We start from the raw sequence: 18,422 nt of genomic DNA on the forward strand, positions 1-18,422 counted from the left end.
TGTTCGCCGTCAGCGTGACGATCCACCACTCTCTCCGTTCGTCGGGCTTGTACCGTTGAGTCATGAGCAATTTTGGTTTCGGTGCCTCCGACGACGACCCGGACAAGAAGAAGGATCCGGACGGCTCGGGCAACCCTGCCGGTTTCGGCTTCGGCGGCGAGGGATTCGACCCCGCACAGCTGGGCCAGATGCTCACCCAGTTCGGCCAGATGCTCAGCGGTATGGGAGCTGCGGGCGGAACCGGTTCGGGGCCGGTGAACTACGACCTGGCCAAACAGCTCGCACGTCAGCAGATGGGCGATTTCAGCCCGGTGTCGGCAGGCGAACGAGAGGCCATCACCGACGCCGCACACCTGGCCGAGCTGTGGCTGGACGGGGCGACGACGTTGCCGGCCGGTGCTACGAAGACCGTTGCATGGACGCCGGTCGACTGGCTCGACAACACGATCGACACCTGGAAGCGCTTGTGCGACCCGGTCGCCGAGCAGATCTCGGGTATGTGGACCTCCGGCCTGCCCGCCGAGGCGCAGCAGATGGCAGGTCCGATGATGGGCATGCTGACGCAGATGGGCGGGATGGCGTTCGGCTCGCAGCTCGGTCAGGCACTCGGCCAGCTGTCCAAGGAGGTGCTCACCTCCACCGACATCGGCCTGCCCCTCGGACCGTCGGGAACAGCGGCACTGCTGCCGTCGGCCATCTCGTCGTTCAGTGAGGGACTCGAGCAGCCCGACCGTGAGGTATTGGTGTTCCTCGCCGCGCGTGAAGCCGCCCACCAGCGGCTGTACAGCCACATTCCGTGGTTGCGGCAGCGGGTTCTGGCCACCGTCGAGGAGTACGCGCGCGGCATCCGGATGGACTTCTCGGCCATCGAGGAGGCCGCCGCAGGACTCGACCCGTCCGCGTTGACCGATCCGTCGAAGATCGAGGCGATCCTGCAGCAGGGTGCTTTCGAGCCACAGACGACGCCGGAGCAGAAGCACGCACTCGAGCGTCTCGAGACGCTGCTCGCCCTGGTCGAAGGATGGGTCGAGACGGTGGTTGCAGCCGCTTTGGGCGACCGCCTGCCCGGTGCCGTCGCGCTCGGCGAAACGATCCGGCGCCGCCGGGCGTCGGGAGGCCCCGCCGAACAGACCTTCGCGACGCTGGTCGGCCTCGAACTGCGACCCCGCAAGGTTCGCGAGGCCGCCGAGCTGTGGCGTCAGCTCCTCGCCGCAGCTGACGTCGAGGGACGCGACGGTGTGTGGGCACACCCCGATCTGCTCCCCGACTCCTCGGACCTGGACAACCCCGCGGCGTTCATCGACCGCGTGGTCGGCGGTGGAACGTCGAGCTTCGACGACCCGATCGCGCAGCTCGAGGCGATGGAGGCCAAGGAGCGCGCCGAGGCTGCCGAACGCGCCGCGGAAGGCGACGACAGGGGCACCGACGGAGATCCCGAGAAGGGTTCATCCACACCCTGACCCGTCGGGTTCGCGCCACTTCGATCGAGACCGTCGAACGCCTGCTCGGAGGCACTTCCACCCTGTGGATAACGTGCCCTGAGCGGGCGTTCTTGTTTGTCGGCGCTGTCAGAGTGTGTCTCATGATCACACCGACCGTTCGACTCGATCCTGCAGTGGCAATTCTGCCGCGTCGAGACGGCACCGTTCAGTTGGGCTGGAATCCCGAGACCAGCGTCGTCGTCACGCCACCTCCCGGTGCCGAGCCGGGCTCGATACTCGAAATACTCCGACTGCTGGCCGCGGGCCATTCCAGACCTCATATCGTCTGTCACGCAATGACTTTGGGACTGTCGGCCAATCGGACATCGGCGATGCTCGGCGAACTGGAGGACTCCGGCTTGCTGATGCACGGCACGAGAGAACCCGTGGTGCCCGACGCCTCGCCGCATGCGTCGCAGGTCGGACCGGGGACGGTGAAGACCGTGCACCTCGTGGGGCGGGGTCCGATCTCGGACGCGTTGGCCTCCGGTCTGAGTCGAACCGGTGTCACGGTGAGCCGAACGAGTCTGACTCCGACGCGCTATCCGCACTCGGTGGTGAGGTCGTGGAACTACGACGTCGTGGTGCTCGCCGACGATCTGGTTGCCGAACCTCGTCTGGTGACCGACCTGGTGCGGCTGCGCATCCCACATCTGCAGGTGCGGCTGCGAGACGGGAAGGGCATCGTCGGTCCTTTCGTGTTGCCCGGTCGAACGAGTTGTCTACGGTGCGCAGATCTGACGCGATGTGATTTCGAGCCCGAGTGGCCGCATCTTTCCGCTCAACTGCTCGGCACGGTCGGCCAGGCCAGCAGCGCGACGGTGTTGGCCACGGCAGCGTTCGCGTTCGCTCAGCTGGAGAACCTCATCGGCCGTTCCGACGCCGCGCTTCCCGAGACCGCCGACTGCACCATGGAACTGGACTTCGCAGCAACCGGAACCACCGTGCACAAACGTCTGTGGTCCAAGCATCCTCACTGCGATTGCTGGCACTGACCACACGCGCTCGCAGCGAGCTCACCACGACCGATGGGGTCGGCGCAGGGCCGTCCGAGCAATTGTCGGAAGGTTCAGCCATGATGGAGCTGTGTCTGACATACCGCGCCGTGGATCGACTCGTACTGCAAAACTGGCCAGCATTCCCCTCGGGATGGCCGGTCGTGCTGCCATGGGGTTCGGCAAGAAGCTCGCCGGCGGCAATCGTGACGAAATCGATGCGGACATGGCCGCCAAGGCAGCCGAACAGCTCTTCTCCGTCCTCGGGGAGCTCAAGGGCGGTGCCATGAAGCTCGGGCAGATGCTCTCGGTGATGGAAGCGGCCGTTCCGGAGGAGTATTCGGAGCCGTACCGCGAGGCGTTGACCAAACTGCAGGCGCAGGGCCCGCCCATGCCCGCGAAGACCGTGCATCGGGTGTTGGACCAGCAACTCGGAACTGCGTGGCGGTCACGTTTCCTCGATTTCGACGACACTGCGATCGCGTCGGCGAGCATCGGACAGGTGCACCGCGCAACCTGGGCCGACGGACGCGATGTCGCGGTCAAGATCCAGTACCCCGGCGCAGACGACGCATTGCGCTCCGACCTCAAGACGCTGTCGCGGTTCGCGAACCTGTTCAGCACGGTGCTCGCGGGCACGGACGTCAAGCCGGTGCTCGAAGAATTGACGGCCCGTACCGAGGACGAGCTGGATTACCGTATCGAGGCCGCGAATCAACGTGCCTTCAGCAAGGAATTCGCAGGCGATTCACAGTTCGCGATTCCCAAGATCGTCGCCAGTGCTCCCAAAGTCGTTGTCAGCGAATGGATGACGGGCAGGCCGTTGGCCGATGTGATCGCGAACGGGACGGCCGAGGAGCGTAACCGGGCGGGCGAACTGCTCGCGTTGTTCGCATTCGTGTCCCCGGCGCGGGCGAAGTTGCTGCACGCCGACCCGCATCCGGGCAACTTCATGATGCTCGACGACGGACGCATGGGTGTCATCGACTTCGGTGCGTGCGCTCCGATGCCCGACGGTCTCCCGCCCGTCCTGGGTCGTATGGTCTCGCTCGCCCGCGACGAGAAGTTCGACGAGCTCGTGGTGTTGTTCACGGAGAGCGGCTTCGTGGTGCCGGGCCGAACGGTGACAGAGAAGGAGATCGAAGACTATCTGCGTCCCTTCACCGATCCGATTCACACCGAATCGTTCCACTTCACCCGGGCCTGGCTGCAGAAGGCCGCGGGCACCGCTGCAGATTTCAACAGTGCGCAGTTCCGCACCGTTCGTGCACTGAACATGCCTGCGGAATACGTGATGATTTTTCGCGTGCTGGGCGGGCTGGTCGGGATCTGTGCCCAACTCGACGCCTACGCGCCGTACATGGCGATCCTGACCGAGTGGATGCCCGGCTTCACCGACTGATTCGTTCGGCGAAACCGGGCACCGGTCTCGGGCGTCATGCTGCGTTCTTGCGTGGCCGTCCCCGGGGACGCTTGCGGGCGATGACGACACCCTGCTCGAGGATCTCGCCGCCCCAGACGCCCCACGGCTCGGCCCGGTCGAGGGCCGCGCTCAGGCAGGTACGCCGGATGGGGCATTGGGCGCACAGCGCCTTTGCCTGCTCGAGTTCGGCAGGGGTGTCGGCGAACCACATGTCGGGGTTCGCCGCTCGGCAGGGCACCGACAAGGCCAGTTCGACCGATTCGGTCGAATACTGTGCAGCGTAGGCACTTTCGGACTCTGGTCGGCATGTCGTCCGGATCGTGGCGGTTGACACGTCGGTCTCCTCTACTTTTCGTGCGGCGTCGTTATCGGTTCGAGGGGTGATGCGAACCAGTCGGCCTCACGCTCGGATAGAGGAACTACCTGAACGAGAAAGGCCACGGTCCGCGAGTGCGGGTCCGTGGCCTGGTGGGGCTTGTCGAAGCGTCTACCGACAGTGAAGTCGGTGTCTGCTGTCGAGCACGGACGCACGTGGTGCGCGGTGACGTCGGGCTGCCTGAGGAACGGCTTTCGCTCCTGGTGCCAGGGCGACCTGGGCGCAATTCGCCCCCGAGGCCGCATATGCGGACTCCTGGATGGGGCCGAAAGCAGAGGAACGAATCCACGTCTGCGCAACAGAGCCTGCGGCGGCGGCATGAGTGCCGAGGGGGGCAACTCCGAAAGGTGCCGTGCCGAGGACAGGGCTGAACGCGACGGTTGCGTGGGCAACGGCGGCGTGCAATGTGTTGATCATTTTCTTCAGCTCCTGTTCTGGTCTCGTCGGCGGATTGGACAGTGCGCGATCTCCCGCGGCACATGAAACAGACTAAGCCCCCCGCCGATATCTGCACAAGTTATTTTCTACCTGCGGTTTTGCGGAAATTTTCTGACCTCCGCGTCACGTGTCCGAGGCTCGCACCACGGTGAGAACTTCTTCGCCGAACCGCTCCAGCTTCTTGGCCCCGATTCCCGGAATCGCGACCAACCCACGCTCGTCCTGCGGTTGCTGCTCCGCGATGGCCGTCAGCGTGTTGTCGCTGAACACCACGTACGCGGGCACCTTCAGTTCGCGGGACTTGTCCAATCGCCACGACTTCAGCGCGTCGAGCAGGGCGATGTCTACGTTCGACGGACAACTGTCGCACCGACCCAGCATGGTCGCGGACGTACCGATCAACGGCTTCCCGCACAACCGACACTTGGGCCCGGACTTCTTGGCAGCAGGCGCGGCGATACGCGAGGCGGGTGAGTCCTCGGGGATCAGACCGTTGAGAAACCTCGACCGCCGCCGCGATTTGCGTCCACCCTCGTTGCGGGCGAGCGCCCAGGACAGATGCAGGTGGACACGGGCGCGGGTGACACCGACGTAGAGCAGCCTGCGTTCCTCCTCGACGGCCGCCTCGTTGTTGGCACTGGGGTCGTTGCCGATCGCGTGCGAGATCGGCAGGGTGCCGTCGGCGAGACCGACGATGAACACCGCGTCCCACTCGAGCCCCTTCGCCGCATGCAGCGACGCAAGGGTCACGCCCTGGACCGTCGGTGGGTGCCGCGCCTCGGCGCGCGCGGCGAGCTCCCCCAACAACTTCTCGAGGGTCAGTTCCGGATCGTGCACCAGAAGTTCTTCGGTGAGCTGCACCAGACCGCCGAGAGATGCCCACTTCTCGCGGGCCTGTGCACCGGTCGGCTCGGTTGCCGTCAGGCCGAGCGGGGCCAACACCGCTCGCACCAGAGCCGGCAGTCCCTCGCCCGCCTGTGCGCCGTCGGGCAGATCGTCACGGCCACCTGCCTGCCGCAACGCGTTGACTCCCTGCCGCACCTCGGGCCTGGTGAAGAACCCCTCGCCGCCACGCACCTGGTAGGGGATCTTCAGCTCGGTCAACGCCTGCTCGTGTGCCTCCGACTGTGCGTTGATGCGGTACAGAATCGCGATCTCGGCCGGCTCGACGCCCTTCGAGATCAATCGCTTGACCGCACGCGCCACACCGTCGGCTTCCGCAGGCTCGTCGTCGTACTCGAAGAACTCCGGCTCCGGTCCTGGCTGACGCTGACCGATCAACTGCAGTCGGGTGCCGGCGATGCGACCGCGAGCGGCACCGATCACGCGATTGGCCAGGGACACCACCTCGGGCGTGGAACGGTAGTCGCGCTCGAGCCGAACCACGGTGGCCTCGGGGTACTTCCGTGAGAAGTCGAGGAGATACCGCGGAGATGCCCCGGTGAAGGAATAGATGGTCTGGTTCGCGTCGCCGACGACGGTGAGATCGTCACGCTCGCCCACCCAGGCGTCGAGCACCCGTTGCTGCAACGGAGTGACGTCCTGGTATTCGTCGACGACGAAGCAGCGGTAGCGCTCACGGAACTCGTCGGCCACCGACGAATGTTCCTCCAGCGCAGCGGCCGTGTGCAGCAGGAGGTCGTCGAAGTCGAGCAACATCCCGTCACCGCCGCGCGACTTGAGCTCCTCGTAACCTGCGTACACGGCGGCGACCTTGGTCGCGTCCATCGGAACGTCACGACGATTGCTCGCCGCGATGCGCGGATAGTCCTCGGGTGCGATCAATGATCCCTTGGCCCACTCGATCTCTCCCGCGAGATCTCGGATGGCGTCCGTCGACGTCGACACCCCGGCGCGGTTCGCCGCCTGCGAGACGACGGTGAACTTGCGGTCGAGCAGCTGCCAGCCGGTGTCGCCGACCACCTGAGGCCAGAAGTACTTGAGCTGGCGCATGGCCGCGGCGTGAAACGTACGAGCCTGCACCGGAGGACCGTCTCCCCCGACGCCGAGCTCGCGCAGACGGCCACGCATCTCGCCGGCCGCGCGCGCGGTGAACGTGACCGCCAGCACCTGTCCCGAGGACACATGCCCGGCAGAGACGAGGTGGGCGATGCGTCGGGTGATCGTACGTGTCTTTCCCGTGCCCGCACCGGCCAGAACGCAGACCGGGCCACGGGGAGCCAGTACCGCCGCGGATTGCTCCGGATCGAGTCCGGCGGTCATCGCGTCGTCAGCCATGAGGACCATTGTGTCAGTGCGTACCGACAGTTCCACCCGGGGCCGAACCGGGTGGCCGACGGCCGATGCAGGTGTCGGCCGGAACAATCGCGCCTGCGCTCCTGTTGACTGTTCACGTGACCACTACCGAGAACACCCCGCAGACCCCGGCCGCGCTGACCGTCTACTCCACCACGTGGTGCGGTTACTGCCGCAGGCTCAAGACCCAGCTCGACCAGGCCGGAATCGAGTACGCCGAGATCGACATCGAGCAGAACCCGGAGTCGGCCGACTTCGTCGGCAGCGTCAACAACGGCAACCATGTGGTGCCGACCGTGCTCTTCGCCGACGGCTCGACGGCCACGAACCCCACTCTGGCCGAGGTCAAGCGCGCGCTGTCGCTCTGATCGGACGTCAGGCCGTCGCCACCCACGCCTCGAGCATTCCCCGTGCGATGGAGATCGAGCCCGGCAGAAGCAACCGGGAGGTCGAATCCGATCCCCAGTCGCCCAGCTCGAGCGCGGCGAGAACTTCCGCCCGATCGAACCAGTGGGCCTCGGCGATCTCGCCGTCCTGAAAGTGCAGCGGTTGCTCCGGGTCGGCGACGGCGGAGAACCCGATCATCACCGAACGTGGAAACGGCCACGGCTGGCTGCCCAGATACTCGATACCGGACACGTCCAGGCCCACTTCTTCTCTGATCTCCCGTGTGACACAGGTTTCCAGCGACTCACCGGCCTCGACGAAGCCCGCGAGCACCGAGAAACGACGCTCGGGCCACGCGGGTGCCCGCGCCAGCAACACTCGGTCGCCGCCGTCGTGAACGAGACAGATCACCGCCGGATCGGTACGCGGGAATTCCTCGTGACCGGTGGACGTGCTCGTTCGCGACCAGCCTGCGCTCGACGGAACGGACGGCGCGCCGTCGAGTGAGCTGAATTGCGCGCTCGCATGCCAATTGAGGATCGCCAGGGCTCCGGTCACCGTCGACAACGCGGCGCTGTCGAGTCGATCGCCGTCGGTGCGCAGGTCGCCGACCGTGCCCGCCACGACCTCCACCCGTCGGGCCCACAGATGCCGATCGCCGTGAATTCCGAGGAACACTGCATCGGCCGTCGGCTCGGTGGCGAGATCCGCGGCAGAGCCGAACACCAGGCCGTTCTCGTCAACCGGGAATCGGCCTCTGCCGTCCACGTTCAGGATGCGAGCAGTCGGCCAACCCGCTGCCAACGCTGCGGTGTCTCGGCGCAGTTCTTCTGCCCTGTTCAGTGGCGATCGGGACAGTCGAGGGGGGTGAGCGAGTTGGAATTTCGGCACGCGCACGACCCTACTTGGCCGTGACTAGTCGCCGACGCGACGGATGTAGAGCAGTCGGTCGGAGGCCTCGACCGCATCGACTTCCGGAGTACCGACTCGGAACAGTTTGCCGCCCCGCACCACCCCGAGAACGATGTCGGTCAGGTGCCGCGGAGACCCGCCCACCTCGTCACGCTCGACTTCACGCTCCGCGATCGCGAAGCCTGCCTCCGGCGTCAACAGATCCTCGATCATCTCCACGACGGACGGAGTCGACGTGGCGATACCGAGCAGACGTCCCGCGGTCTCGGACGAGACGACAACCGAATCGGCACCGGACTGACGCAGCAGGTGCGTGTTCTCGGCTTCCCTGATGGCTGCGACGATCTTGGCTTTGGGAGCGATCTCTCGGGCGGTCAGAGTCACCAGCACTGCGGTGTCGTCTCGATTGGTCGCCACGATGATCGCCGACGCGTGCTGGGCACCGGTGAGTCTGAGCACGTCGGACTTGGTCGCCGAACCGTGGACCGTGACCAAGCCCATGGCCGATGCGGTGTCGAGCACCATCTGATCGGTGTCGACGACCACGATGTCGGACGCCGACACGCCGTCTCCGAGCATCGCGTCGACTGCGGTACGGCCCTTGGTGCCGAAACCGATGACCACGGTGTGATTGCGCACGCTGCGTCTCCATCGCTGAATTTTGAATGCCTGCCGGGACCGCTCGGTGAGAACCGACAGCGTGGTACCGACCAACAGAATGAGGAATAGGACCCGGAGGGGTGTGATGACCAGGATGTTGACCAGTCGAGCCGACGGGCTCATCGGTGCGATATCGCCGTATCCCGTCGTCGACAGCGACACGGTTGCGTAGTAGAAGGCGTCCAGGAAGGACAATTCGCCGTTCTGGTTGTCGCTGTACCCGTCGCGATCGAGATAGACGACGAACGCCGCCAAGAACAGGATGCCCAGCGCCATCAGAACTCGCTTGTAGATGGCGCGCCACGGACTCGATTCCAGTTCGGGTACCCGGAGCACTCCCACGAGGGCGAAGTCGGGCTTGTCGGTCAGCGCGCCGCTGTCACCCAAGCGCGCTCGCAACCTACCTGCCACGTCGCCCGCCGAGGTACTCACCGATGTCGAGATCATTCACGGCACGCAGCGTAACCCCATGCCAGGCTTCCGTGCCGACGACGCTGGGTGTGGCACGGTATGGGCATGACACAGAGATCGAGTCAGGCAGCCGCACTGCGCCTCGCGGGACTGCTCGCCGGAGCCGGAGTTCTGCACTTCGCCACGCCGAAGTTCTTCGATGCCCAGGTACCGACGGCCTTGCCCGGCTCGGCGCGGACCTACACGCAGGTCTCGGGTGTGGCCGAACTCGCCGTGGCCGCAACGCTGGCCGCACCACGGACTCGCCGACTGGGCGGTGCACTCGCGGCCGCGCTGTTCGTCGTGGTCTTCCCCGCCAACATCAACCTCGCGTGGAAGTACGTGCAGAGCCCGAAGACCTCACCTGCTCTCAAAGCAGCGATGATCGCCCGGCTGCCGCTGCAGATCCCGCTCGTCACCGAGGCTCTGAAGGCTCGCCGGAACGCACCGTAGGCTCTGGCTGCTCGGGCCCGGCCCGGCCTTCCAGAAGCTGGGCCAATTCCGTTGCGTCCGGCAGGTTCTCGGGCGAAATGGTGTGACCGCTGCGCACGTAATGGAACGCTGCGCGCACTCGGTCGAGCGGTACCGGTTCGGTCCGCCCGATGGACATCAGCTCGGCCCACGCCAACCGGTAGGCCGCGAGCTGCATCGCTACCGCCCGCTGTTCCGACGCCGTCGGCTCTGCGCCCGTCTTCCAGTCGACGACGGTCCAGCCGCCGTCCGCGTCCGCGAACACGGCGTCGATGCGGCCTCGCAGTACCGTTCCCGCCACGGAGGTCTCGAACGGTACCTCCACTTCGACGGGGCTGCGGAGCGACCAGTCCGATTCGAGAAACGCCTGCTGGAGGGTTTCGAGGTCGACGTCGGCCGAGGCTCCGGTGTCGGCCGAGCCCGGCAGTTCGTCGAGATCGAGCAATCGGGTCGCGCCGAAACGGCGCTCGATCCAGGCGTGAAACGCGGTTCCTCTGCGCGCCAACGGGTTCGGCGGGAACGGCAGCGGCCTGCGCAGTCGTGAGGCCAACGCATCGGGGTCCGCCGCGAGGTCGACCAGCTGCGTCACCGACAGGTTGCCGGGAAGAGCCACGTCCACTCCCGCGACCGATCGTGCGGCCCGCTCGGCCAGCAGAGTGTCGACGTCCGCGGCCCAGTTCTCGGGGTCCTCCCGGGTTCGATCCTGGATGCCGTCACGCTCTTCGCTCGGTGTGGCCGAAATATCTGCCAGCGCGCGCAGCACTTCCTGCGCACCGCTCTCGATCGCTCCGCGCCTGGAGCCGAGTGGATCGCGTGGCCAGGACGCGGTGTGCGGCACGGCTCCGAGCGGGTTCGATGCCCCATCCTCCGGGGCGGGTGCCCACTGCTCGATCACCGCGGTGTCGGCGAATTGCTCGGTGTGTGTGTGCAACTCGGCGAGAAACTCCGACGGCCCACGCGGCTTCGTGGCGGTCTCGTCCCAGTGATGCGCGGATACCAGCAGCACCCGTTCGGTTCGGGTGAGTGCCACGTAGAACAGTCGGCGATCCTCGGCGAGTCGACGCCTCGCCAGCGCATCCTTGTGACTCTTGACGGCGTCCTCGAGGTCCTTGCGATTGTGGAGTCGGTCGAGTTCGAGGACCGGAACGCCTTCCGAGCCCTCGCCGTCGAGCGCGCGGTCACCGCGCAGCGACGGCGGCAACTCGGCCATCGCCCCGAGCCAGGTCGAGGATGCGTTCGCGGACGGGAACACGCCCTTCGCCACGTGCGGGACCGCGACCACCTCCCATTCGAGGCCTTTCGCGGAATGGACGGTGAGCACCTGCACACGATGGGGGGCGACGTCGACCTCTCCGGGGGCGAGGCCGTCCTCGACCGTCTCCGCAGCGGCCAGGAACGACAGGAATCCGGTGACCGTGGCAGTCGGGTTATCAGCGTAATCGGCCACCACATGGGCGAATTCGTCGAGATGTTCACGACCGACCGCGCCGTCGGTGCTGATCGGTGTGCGGGCCTGAGCTTCGACACCGATCCCCATGATCCGTTCGATGTCGCCGACCAATTCGGTCAGCGGCTGACCGATTCGATCGCGCAGCAGGTGCAGCTCGCCCGCCAGGGCGACGATCCGGCGATGCCCCACCTCCGAGTACCGCTCGGCCGGACCGGGATCGGCAATCGCGTCGGCCAGACCGGCCTGCTCCGACTGCTCGCCGGGTAGGGCGCTACCGAGCGCCGCATCGAGTGCCTCCGGGTCGTCGACGCGACCCGCGGTGCCGTAGCCGCCGCGGATCTCGAGTTCTCGGGCGCGCTGCGAGAGTGCCCGCAGATCCGTCGGTCCGATCTGCCACCGAGAGCCGGTGAGGATGCGCATCGCCGAGCTACCGGCAGTGGGGTCGGCCACCAACCGCAGCATCGCGATGATGTCGGCCACCTCGGGAACGTGCAGCAATCCACCGAGCCCCACGACCTCCACCGGCAACCCGCGGCTGCGCAGCACGTCCGCGATCGGCTCGGCGTCGGCGTTGCGGCGCACCAGAACCGCGGCGGTGGGCGGCGTGCGGTCCTGTTCGAGTGCAGCACGGTACTCCCCCGCGATCCGGTCGGCGATCCACTCTCGTTCGCCCACAACGGTATCGGTGACGGCCAGTCGGACATCACCGGGAACCGCACCCGGGCGGGCCCGCAGGGTCGGCACCGGCACCCCGACGCGGCGCAGTGGGTCGGTGATCAGGTTGGCCAGCGTCAATGCCTCGGGCGGATTTCGCCAGCTGGTGAGCAGCTCGAGCCGGGGTGCCGGGCTGCCGTCGGCCTTGGGGAAATCGGTGGCGAACCGAGGCAGATTTGCTGCCGATGCGCCGCGCCACCCGTAGATCGACTGCATCGGGTCACCGACGGCGGTCAGGGCCAACTGCGGATCGCTGCCGGAACCGAACAGCGACGACAGCAGGACGCGTTGGGCATGACCGGTGTCCTGGTACTCGTCGAGCAACACGAGCCGGAATCTCTGCCGTTCGGCGATTCCCACCTCGGCATGCTCGGCCGCGACCCGCGCCGCCATCGACATCTGCGAGCCGAAATCCAGTGCGCCCTCGCGCCGCAGCGTCTGCGCCAGCCGTTCCACCAACGGCAGCAACCCGATTCGTTGATGCTGTGCGTCGAGGATGTTCAGCAACTCCTTGGTGGGGCCGCCGCGTTGTCGCGGTCCCGGCCCGAGAGTGTGCACCAGCTTCTCCAACTCCACGTGTGCATGGCGCAGATCCTCGGGATCGACCAGATGCTCGGCCAACTGACCGGAGAGTGCGAGTACCGCCTCGGTGACCGACGTGGGGTTGCGGTCGGTGTCCAGGTCGCCGTCCCAGGTGCTGACGACACGGTGGGCCAGCTGCCACAGTTCGGTTTCCGAGAGCAGAGTCGCGGACGGTTCGATCGGCAGCAGCAAGCCGTGCTCGGTGAGCAGTCGGCCCGCGTAGGAGTGGTAGGTGCTCACTTCCGGCTCGGCACCGAGGATTCGCTCGCGCAGTGCCAGGCTGGGGTCGAGTGCGCGCACCAGGTCGGATCCGGCCAGCCGAGCCAGCCGAGCTCTGATTCGAGAGGTCAACTGCTGTGCAGCTTTTCGAGTGAAGGTCAGCCCCAGAACCTGGTCGGGGTCGACGAAACCGTTGGCCACCATCCACACCACGCGGGCCGCCATGGTCTCGGTCTTGCCCGCACCTGCCCCCGCGACGACGAGCGTCGGGCCGGGCGGCGCTGCGATCACCGCGGCTTGTTCGTCGGTCGGTGGATGCTTCTGCCCGAGCGCCCGGGCGAGCTCGACCGGCGACACCCGTACCGAACCGGTCCGTGTCTTCGTCGATGTCGTCACTGCTCGGTCACCTGCCTTCCCGTCTCGTGTGCCGGGCAACTGGACTTGACCGGGCAGTGCCTGCAGCCGTCGTTGATCCGCGCCTCGAACGTGGGTCCCTGCGTCGCCGATGCGGCCTGATGCACGGTGTCTCGCCACTCCTCGAGTTTCTCCGGCGTCGGCACTTGCTGGACACGCTGCGTTGCCCCGTCCTTGTTGTGGGGCTTGGCCACGAACACCAGCCGCGCTCCGCCGGGCTCGCCCGCAGGCTCGCCCTCGATGGCACCGGCTGCCGCGGCGACCTGGTAGGTGGCCAGCTGATGATGACCCTGGGCATCCTCCTTGGACATCACGGTCTTGGCCGTCTTGACGTCGATGATCACCGGCCGACCGTCCGGATCGTGCTCGAGTCGGTCGATGCGGCCGCGCAACGCCACCGCCGGCTCGTCCTCCGACCGAGCGTCGAGTATGCCGTCGACGCGCACTTCGACTCCGGCTTCGGTGAGCTCGCCTCGACTGCCCTGCAACCAGGTCTCGAAGGTCTCGAGCATTGCCCCGGTTCGGTCGAGTTCGTGCCGTGAGAACCACTGCGATCCGAGGTCCACTGCATCCCATGCTGTTTCGAGCGCACGCCGGAGTTGCTCCGGCGGTATTCGGCCGGCCACCGCCTGGACGAGAGTGTGTACGAGCGTGCCGGTGACCGCATGGGTGTTGGTGCCGTCGTTGCCGCCGTGACGTTCGAGCATCCACCGCAGCGGACAGGTGGTGAGTTGTTCCACCGTCGACGGCGACAGCGGCACCGGACCGTCGCCGAGCTGCCACATCGGCGCGTCGGTGCTCGGCCCTGCCACTCCGAACCACTCGTCGGGATGCGCGCCTCGGACACCGGCGTCGGCGAGAGTGGCCAGATGCCGGGCCGCTCGGGCACGCTTGTCCGGATCCTGTTCGGCGACAATCGGATCGCACACCACACTTCGGAGTTCGGCCACCAGCATGGGCAGCGCCAAAACTCGGTGCGCGGTCTCCGGCACGGGGGTCCCGGGTGCGAGATCCGACTCGCCTCCGCCGTCGACGCCGCGTAGTTCGTCCACGAATCGCGATCGGACCAGATCCGCATCTCCGGTACTGGAATCGACGGCTGTCACGAGCAAGGTCGATCGAGCGCGACTGCACGCCACCAGAAACAGCGTGCGCTCCTCGGCCAGCAACGGTGCCGACTTCGACAGTCGCCCGTCGAGCGCCGCAGCTGCATCGACCTTCCCGGATACGAGGTCGACCAGGGTGTCGGTGCCCAGCAGGCTGCCACGTGACCGCAGCCCCGGCCACAGGCCTTCCTGCACCCCGGCGACCGCGACGAGCTCCCATTCCCGACCCGCGGCAGAATGCGCGCTCAGCAGCGTCACCGCGTCGGCCCGAACCGTGGCGCGGTGTGAGTTCAGAGTAGGAATCTCTTGCTGCGCAATGTAATCGAGGAATCCACCGATCTGAGCCCGCGGCAACCTGTCGACGTATGCTGCCGCCGCGTCGAACAGCGCCACCACCGCATCCAGGTCGCGGTCGGCCTGGGCACCGGCCGAGCCACCCCAGGCGGACGCGGTGGACCAACGCCGCTCGAGCCCCGATGCCTGCCACGCCGCCCACAGCACGTCCTCGACACCGCGGCCGGTGCGGGCGAGCGCCCGTGCCTTCCGAATGACACCGAGGGCTCGACGCAACGGGGCGGACTCCACATCCGAGAGTCCGCCGATCCACCCGGCGCTCCCCCGAGCGTCGTCGGTGAGTACGACTCTGAGCAGCTCGGCCGAGTCGCGCTCGCCGCCCGATGCGAGTTCGAGCCTGCGCACGCCCCGGCGCAATCGCCGCAGACCCACCGGATCGGCCCCGCCGATCGGCCCGGAGAGCAGCGCGAGTGCATCTTCACCGTCGAAGCTCGGGTCGGAGATCGCACGCAGCACCAGCAGGAGACCCACGGCCCCGTGCTGGCGATGCAGCGGTAGCTCCGAGGTCGGGGTGATCATCGGCACCCCTGCGCCGTGCAGCGCCCGACGCAACGGTGCGAGGGTGCGCGGCACGGACCGCACCACGATCGCCATCTCGGACCACGGCATGCCGTCGATCAGGTGGGCACGACGCATGGCGTCGGCGATGATCGCCGCCTCCTTGGCAGGCGAGGACACGACGTGCACTCGCGCTGCAGGTTCACCGAAGCGTGCGGTGCCCACCGGTTCGGGACAGCGGTGCCGACCGAGCCCGGGCAACCGTCCGGCGATGATGTCGGTCAGCTCTGCGACCTCGGGCACGGACCGGTGATTGCGAGTGAGCATCACGCGACGCGGCGAATCCACCTCGACCAGGTCGGCCACGAAAGAGGGGTCGGCACCGCGAAAGGTGAACACGGCTTGATCGGGATCCCCGGCGACGACGGTGGATTCGGTGTCGGTTCCGATCAGCCGAACCAGCTGTGCCGCTTGCGGATCGAGGTGCTGCGCGTCGTCGACGACGAGGTGCCGGATACGGGCGCGTTCGCTGCGCAGCAATTCGGGATCGGTGGCGAACGCCATGAGCGCTGCACCGATCAGCTCGGCGGCGTCCAGACCCGGTGCCGTGGCTCCGGCCGCTTCCACTCCGACGGCACCGCGCAACAACATGGCCTGCTCGTATCCGGCAGCGAACCTCCCGACGGCAACCCACTCGGGTCGGCCGTGTTTGCGACCCAGTTTGACGAGGTCTTCCGGTCCGATCCCGCGTTCGGCGGACCTGAGCATCATGTCTCGCACCGCAGTCACGAATCCCGCGGTGCCCAGTGCCGGACGCAGCCGCTCCGGCCAGTCTCGAGCTCCGTCCTCGAGATCGCCGCGCAGCATCTCACGCACCACGGCGTCCTGCTCGGCACCGGTCAGCAATCGCGGTGGCGGATTGCCGTACAGCGAGGCCTGCAGCCGCAGCACCGCGAAGGCGTAGGAGTGCACCGTGCGCACCAACGGTTCACGGGTCGCCCGCAGTGCGTGATCGCCGCTGAAGAGACCAGAGGTGATGACCTCGCGGACCGCAGTTGCCGCCCGTTTGGACTGGGTGAGCATCAGCACCGACTCCGGATCACCGGTGACGATGCGCGAGACGGCGTAATCGGCCACGAGCGATGTCTTACCCGTGCCGGGACCACCCAGGATCTGCCACGGATTCCATCGCGGTGCACCTGTCGCGGCCTCTGCTGCCGAGTCGGGTGTCGAGGACAGCAGCCGCGCTGCCGAGCCGGTCCACTCACGTGCCGGGCGAGCCACCTTGGGCGCACGGACGAGTGTGACCGTCGCGCCGTGTCTGCCGTCCGAGCTCATGACACAGATGCAATCACGAGCCACCGACACATCGGCCGCCGCCCGGACCGATCGCCGGCCCGGTCAGTCGAGCAGGCCGTCACGCAGCGCACGCAGAACTGCGCTCGTTCTGTCGTTCGCACCGAGTTTGAGAATGGCCGAGGACATGTGGTTCTTGACGGTTCCCTCGGCCAGATGCAGTGCGTCGGCTATCGATCTGTTGGTGTATCCGCTTGCGACGAGCCGTAGGACGTCGATCTCGCGGGCGGTGAGTGTGTCGGCGACTCCGACGTCGCTCGGGCCGTGCTTCCCGGCCCGGAGAGCGTCCAGCAGTCTCTCGGTGATGGCGGGTTGTGCCAAGGTGCGCCCGGCCGCGAGTTCACGTACGGCACCGCCGAGCCGCTCGAAGGTCACGTCCTTGAGCAGGTAGCCCTTCGCGCCCGCCCGCAGCGCCCCGAGCACCAACTCGTCGTCGTCGAACGTCGTCAGAACCAAGACCGGAACCCGAATTCCTCTGTCCTGCAAAGCCCGTAGCGTCCACAGTCCGTCGAACCGCGGCATGCGTAGGTCGAGCAGGACCACATCGGGAGGATCGAGTTCGATCGACGCGACCGCAGCGGCACCGTCCTCCGCCTCATCGGTCACCTCGATGTCGGGGGCCAGGTCGAGCAGGCTGCGGATACCCTGCCGAACCAGAGTGTGGTCGTCGACGATCAAGACCCTGATCACGGTGCTGGCACCGTCGCATGGACCGCGAACCCGCGATCGACCGAAAACGTGACCGTGCCGCCGAGTCCTTCGATGCGCTCTCGGATTCCTCGCAGCCCGTGCCCCGGCTCGAAATCGGCCGTCGCCCGGCCGTCGTCGCGCACCGAGACCGACAGCGCACCGGTCGAATCCGCGCGTACCTCGATCCACATCTCGTCGGCATTCGCATGGCGAATGGTGTTGGTGATCATCTCCTGCACGCAGCGGACCACAGCCACCGCGCGAGCCTCGTCGACCCTGATCTCGGGGTCGACCGTCAGATGCACGACCGGTTCGGGTAGCCGGGCAACCAGACGATCGAGTGACTCCCCCAGCACCGGAGTCCTGGCGCGTACCTCGCCGACGGTCGACCGAACGTCGCCGAGCAGGTCGCGTGCGATGGATTGCGCCCGAAGGACGTGCTCGCGCGCAGGCTCGGAGACCCTGTGAGACGCCACCTCGAGTTCGAGGCTCAGTGCGGTGAGCTGATGACCGAGCACGTCGTGCAACTCTCGTGCGATGCGCAATCGCTCGTCGGCACGGGAGGAATCGTCCAACAACGCACTGGCAGTGCGTAGTTCGGCGTGCGCGACCGCCAGTTCCCGACGCAGCCGAGCCTGTCGCAGCTGTGCGGTCACCGACAACGCACTGGCCACCTGCAGCGCCCCGTAGATCGACGTGATCAGCGCGATCTCCGAGATCCGTCCACCCCGGATCGCAACCGACACCCCCACGCAGCAGGTGTAAACCGCAACGACGACCGCCACCGAGAGACCGGTCACCCGATACACGGCGAACGTCGAGGTGAACACCAGCAGGATGGGCAACCAACCCGCCGTCGGGGCGGTCAGCACCAGAATCGGTGCCAGTACCACCTGTGCGCCGAAGCACGCGCGCACGAGACGATCCGGCAACCGGTCTTCCCACCACATGCCTGCGGTCTGCACGAGCAGAAAGACCACGAACAGCGCAGCCCAGACCCAGCGGGGAACCGCGAGACCGTCGGCGATCGACCGATCGAAGACGACGAGAGCGCCCATCGCGACCGCGAGCGCAGACACGAACGCACCGGCCAGAACGTCGGGTCCGAGGCGTCTCATTCTGTCGACTTTATCGCCCATTTCGTCCGCACACCCCTGCCGAAAGTCACGATCACCATCGGTGACCATCGG

13 protein-coding genes are annotated in these 18,422 nt (G+C 66.9%); 5 read left to right on the plus strand and 8 right to left on the minus strand.

The genetic code is table 11. The features are described 5' to 3' along the window. The first annotated feature begins 62 nt into the window (after nucleotides 1–62). The 3 genes from QM615_RS03740 to QM615_RS03750 all read left to right on the plus strand — a co-directional run bounded on the left by QM615_RS03740 (nucleotide 63) and on the right by QM615_RS03750 (nucleotide 3,878). Complete coding sequence (locus QM615_RS03740) at nucleotides 63–1,460, plus strand: zinc-dependent metalloprotease (protein WP_283347015.1); 1,398 nt, start codon at nucleotides 63–65, stop codon at nucleotides 1,458–1,460. A gap of 122 nt (nucleotides 1,461–1,582) precedes the next feature. Next, nucleotides 1,583–2,476 carry a hypothetical protein gene (locus tag QM615_RS03745; protein WP_283347016.1) on the plus strand — a complete coding sequence of 298 codons (894 nt, stop codon included), beginning with the start codon at nucleotides 1,583–1,585 and terminating at the stop codon, nucleotides 2,474–2,476. A 91-nt stretch (nucleotides 2,477–2,567) separates the two neighbouring features. Then, the gene (locus tag QM615_RS03750) at nucleotides 2,568–3,878 is read left to right on the plus strand and encodes an ABC1 kinase family protein (RefSeq protein WP_068045967.1); all 1,311 of its coding nucleotides are present in this window, start codon (nucleotides 2,568–2,570) and stop codon (nucleotides 3,876–3,878) included. A gap of 34 nt (nucleotides 3,879–3,912) precedes the next feature. Here the strand turns inward: QM615_RS03750 and QM615_RS03755 are convergent, their stop codons facing one another. Next, nucleotides 3,913–4,233, minus strand: a complete 321-nt coding sequence (locus QM615_RS03755; RefSeq protein ID WP_068045970.1) for a WhiB family transcriptional regulator — start codon at nucleotides 4,231–4,233, stop codon at nucleotides 3,913–3,915. 603 nt (nucleotides 4,234–4,836) lie between these two features. After that, nucleotides 4,837–6,951: an ATP-dependent DNA helicase UvrD2 gene (locus QM615_RS03760; RefSeq protein WP_373455157.1), complete on the minus strand. Its 2,115-nt coding sequence runs from the start codon at nucleotides 6,949–6,951 to the stop codon at nucleotides 4,837–4,839. Between the two features lie 116 nt (nucleotides 6,952–7,067). Here QM615_RS03760 and QM615_RS03765 point away from each other — a divergent pair, with 116 nt between their 5' ends. Further along, the gene (locus QM615_RS03765; protein WP_032398313.1) at nucleotides 7,068–7,337 is read left to right on the plus strand and encodes a mycoredoxin; all 270 of its coding nucleotides are present in this window, start codon (nucleotides 7,068–7,070) and stop codon (nucleotides 7,335–7,337) included. 7 nt (nucleotides 7,338–7,344) lie between these two features. Here QM615_RS03765 and nudC read toward each other — a convergent pair whose 3' ends face one another. Next, on the minus strand, nucleotides 7,345–8,247 hold the full coding sequence (nudC, locus tag QM615_RS03770; RefSeq protein WP_283347017.1) for an NAD(+) diphosphatase: 903 nt from the start codon (nucleotides 8,245–8,247) through the stop codon (nucleotides 7,345–7,347). Between the two features lie 24 nt (nucleotides 8,248–8,271). Continuing rightward, nucleotides 8,272–9,339 carry a potassium channel family protein gene (locus QM615_RS03775; RefSeq protein WP_094670884.1) on the minus strand — a complete coding sequence of 356 codons (1,068 nt, stop codon included), beginning with the start codon at nucleotides 9,337–9,339 and terminating at the stop codon, nucleotides 8,272–8,274. Between the two features lie 105 nt (nucleotides 9,340–9,444). Here QM615_RS03775 and QM615_RS03780 point away from each other — a divergent pair, with 105 nt between their 5' ends. Beyond that, nucleotides 9,445–9,831, plus strand: coding sequence for a DoxX family protein (locus QM615_RS03780; protein ID WP_094670882.1), 387 nt, complete (start codon nucleotides 9,445–9,447; stop codon nucleotides 9,829–9,831). On the opposite strand, the gene QM615_RS03785 is transcribed toward QM615_RS03780, so the two are convergent. From QM615_RS03785 to QM615_RS03800, 4 genes are all read right to left on the minus strand, one after another. After that, a complete protein-coding gene (locus tag QM615_RS03785; RefSeq protein WP_283347018.1) occupies nucleotides 9,794–13,210 on the minus strand; it encodes an ATP-dependent helicase in 3,417 nt (1,138 codons plus the stop codon). The two genes, QM615_RS03780 and QM615_RS03785, sit on opposite strands and share 38 nt — an antisense overlap. Continuing rightward, nucleotides 13,207–16,524, minus strand: a complete 3,318-nt coding sequence (locus QM615_RS03790) for an ATP-dependent helicase (protein WP_283347019.1) — start codon at nucleotides 16,522–16,524, stop codon at nucleotides 13,207–13,209. The genes QM615_RS03785 and QM615_RS03790 overlap by 4 nt, the downstream gene beginning before the upstream one ends. 63 nt (nucleotides 16,525–16,587) lie before the next feature. Beyond that, nucleotides 16,588–17,232, minus strand: coding sequence for a response regulator (locus QM615_RS03795; protein WP_283347020.1), 645 nt, complete (start codon nucleotides 17,230–17,232; stop codon nucleotides 16,588–16,590). After that, nucleotides 17,229–18,350 carry a histidine kinase gene (locus QM615_RS03800; RefSeq protein ID WP_283347021.1) on the minus strand — a complete coding sequence of 374 codons (1,122 nt, stop codon included), beginning with the start codon at nucleotides 18,348–18,350 and terminating at the stop codon, nucleotides 17,229–17,231. Before QM615_RS03800 ends, QM615_RS03795 begins: the two co-directional genes overlap by 4 nt. Nucleotides 18,351–18,422 lie beyond the last annotated feature (72 nt).

The organism is Rhodococcus sp. IEGM 1341, assembly GCF_030056895.1.
Taxonomy (GTDB): Bacteria; Actinomycetota; Actinomycetes; order Mycobacteriales; family Mycobacteriaceae; genus Rhodococcoides.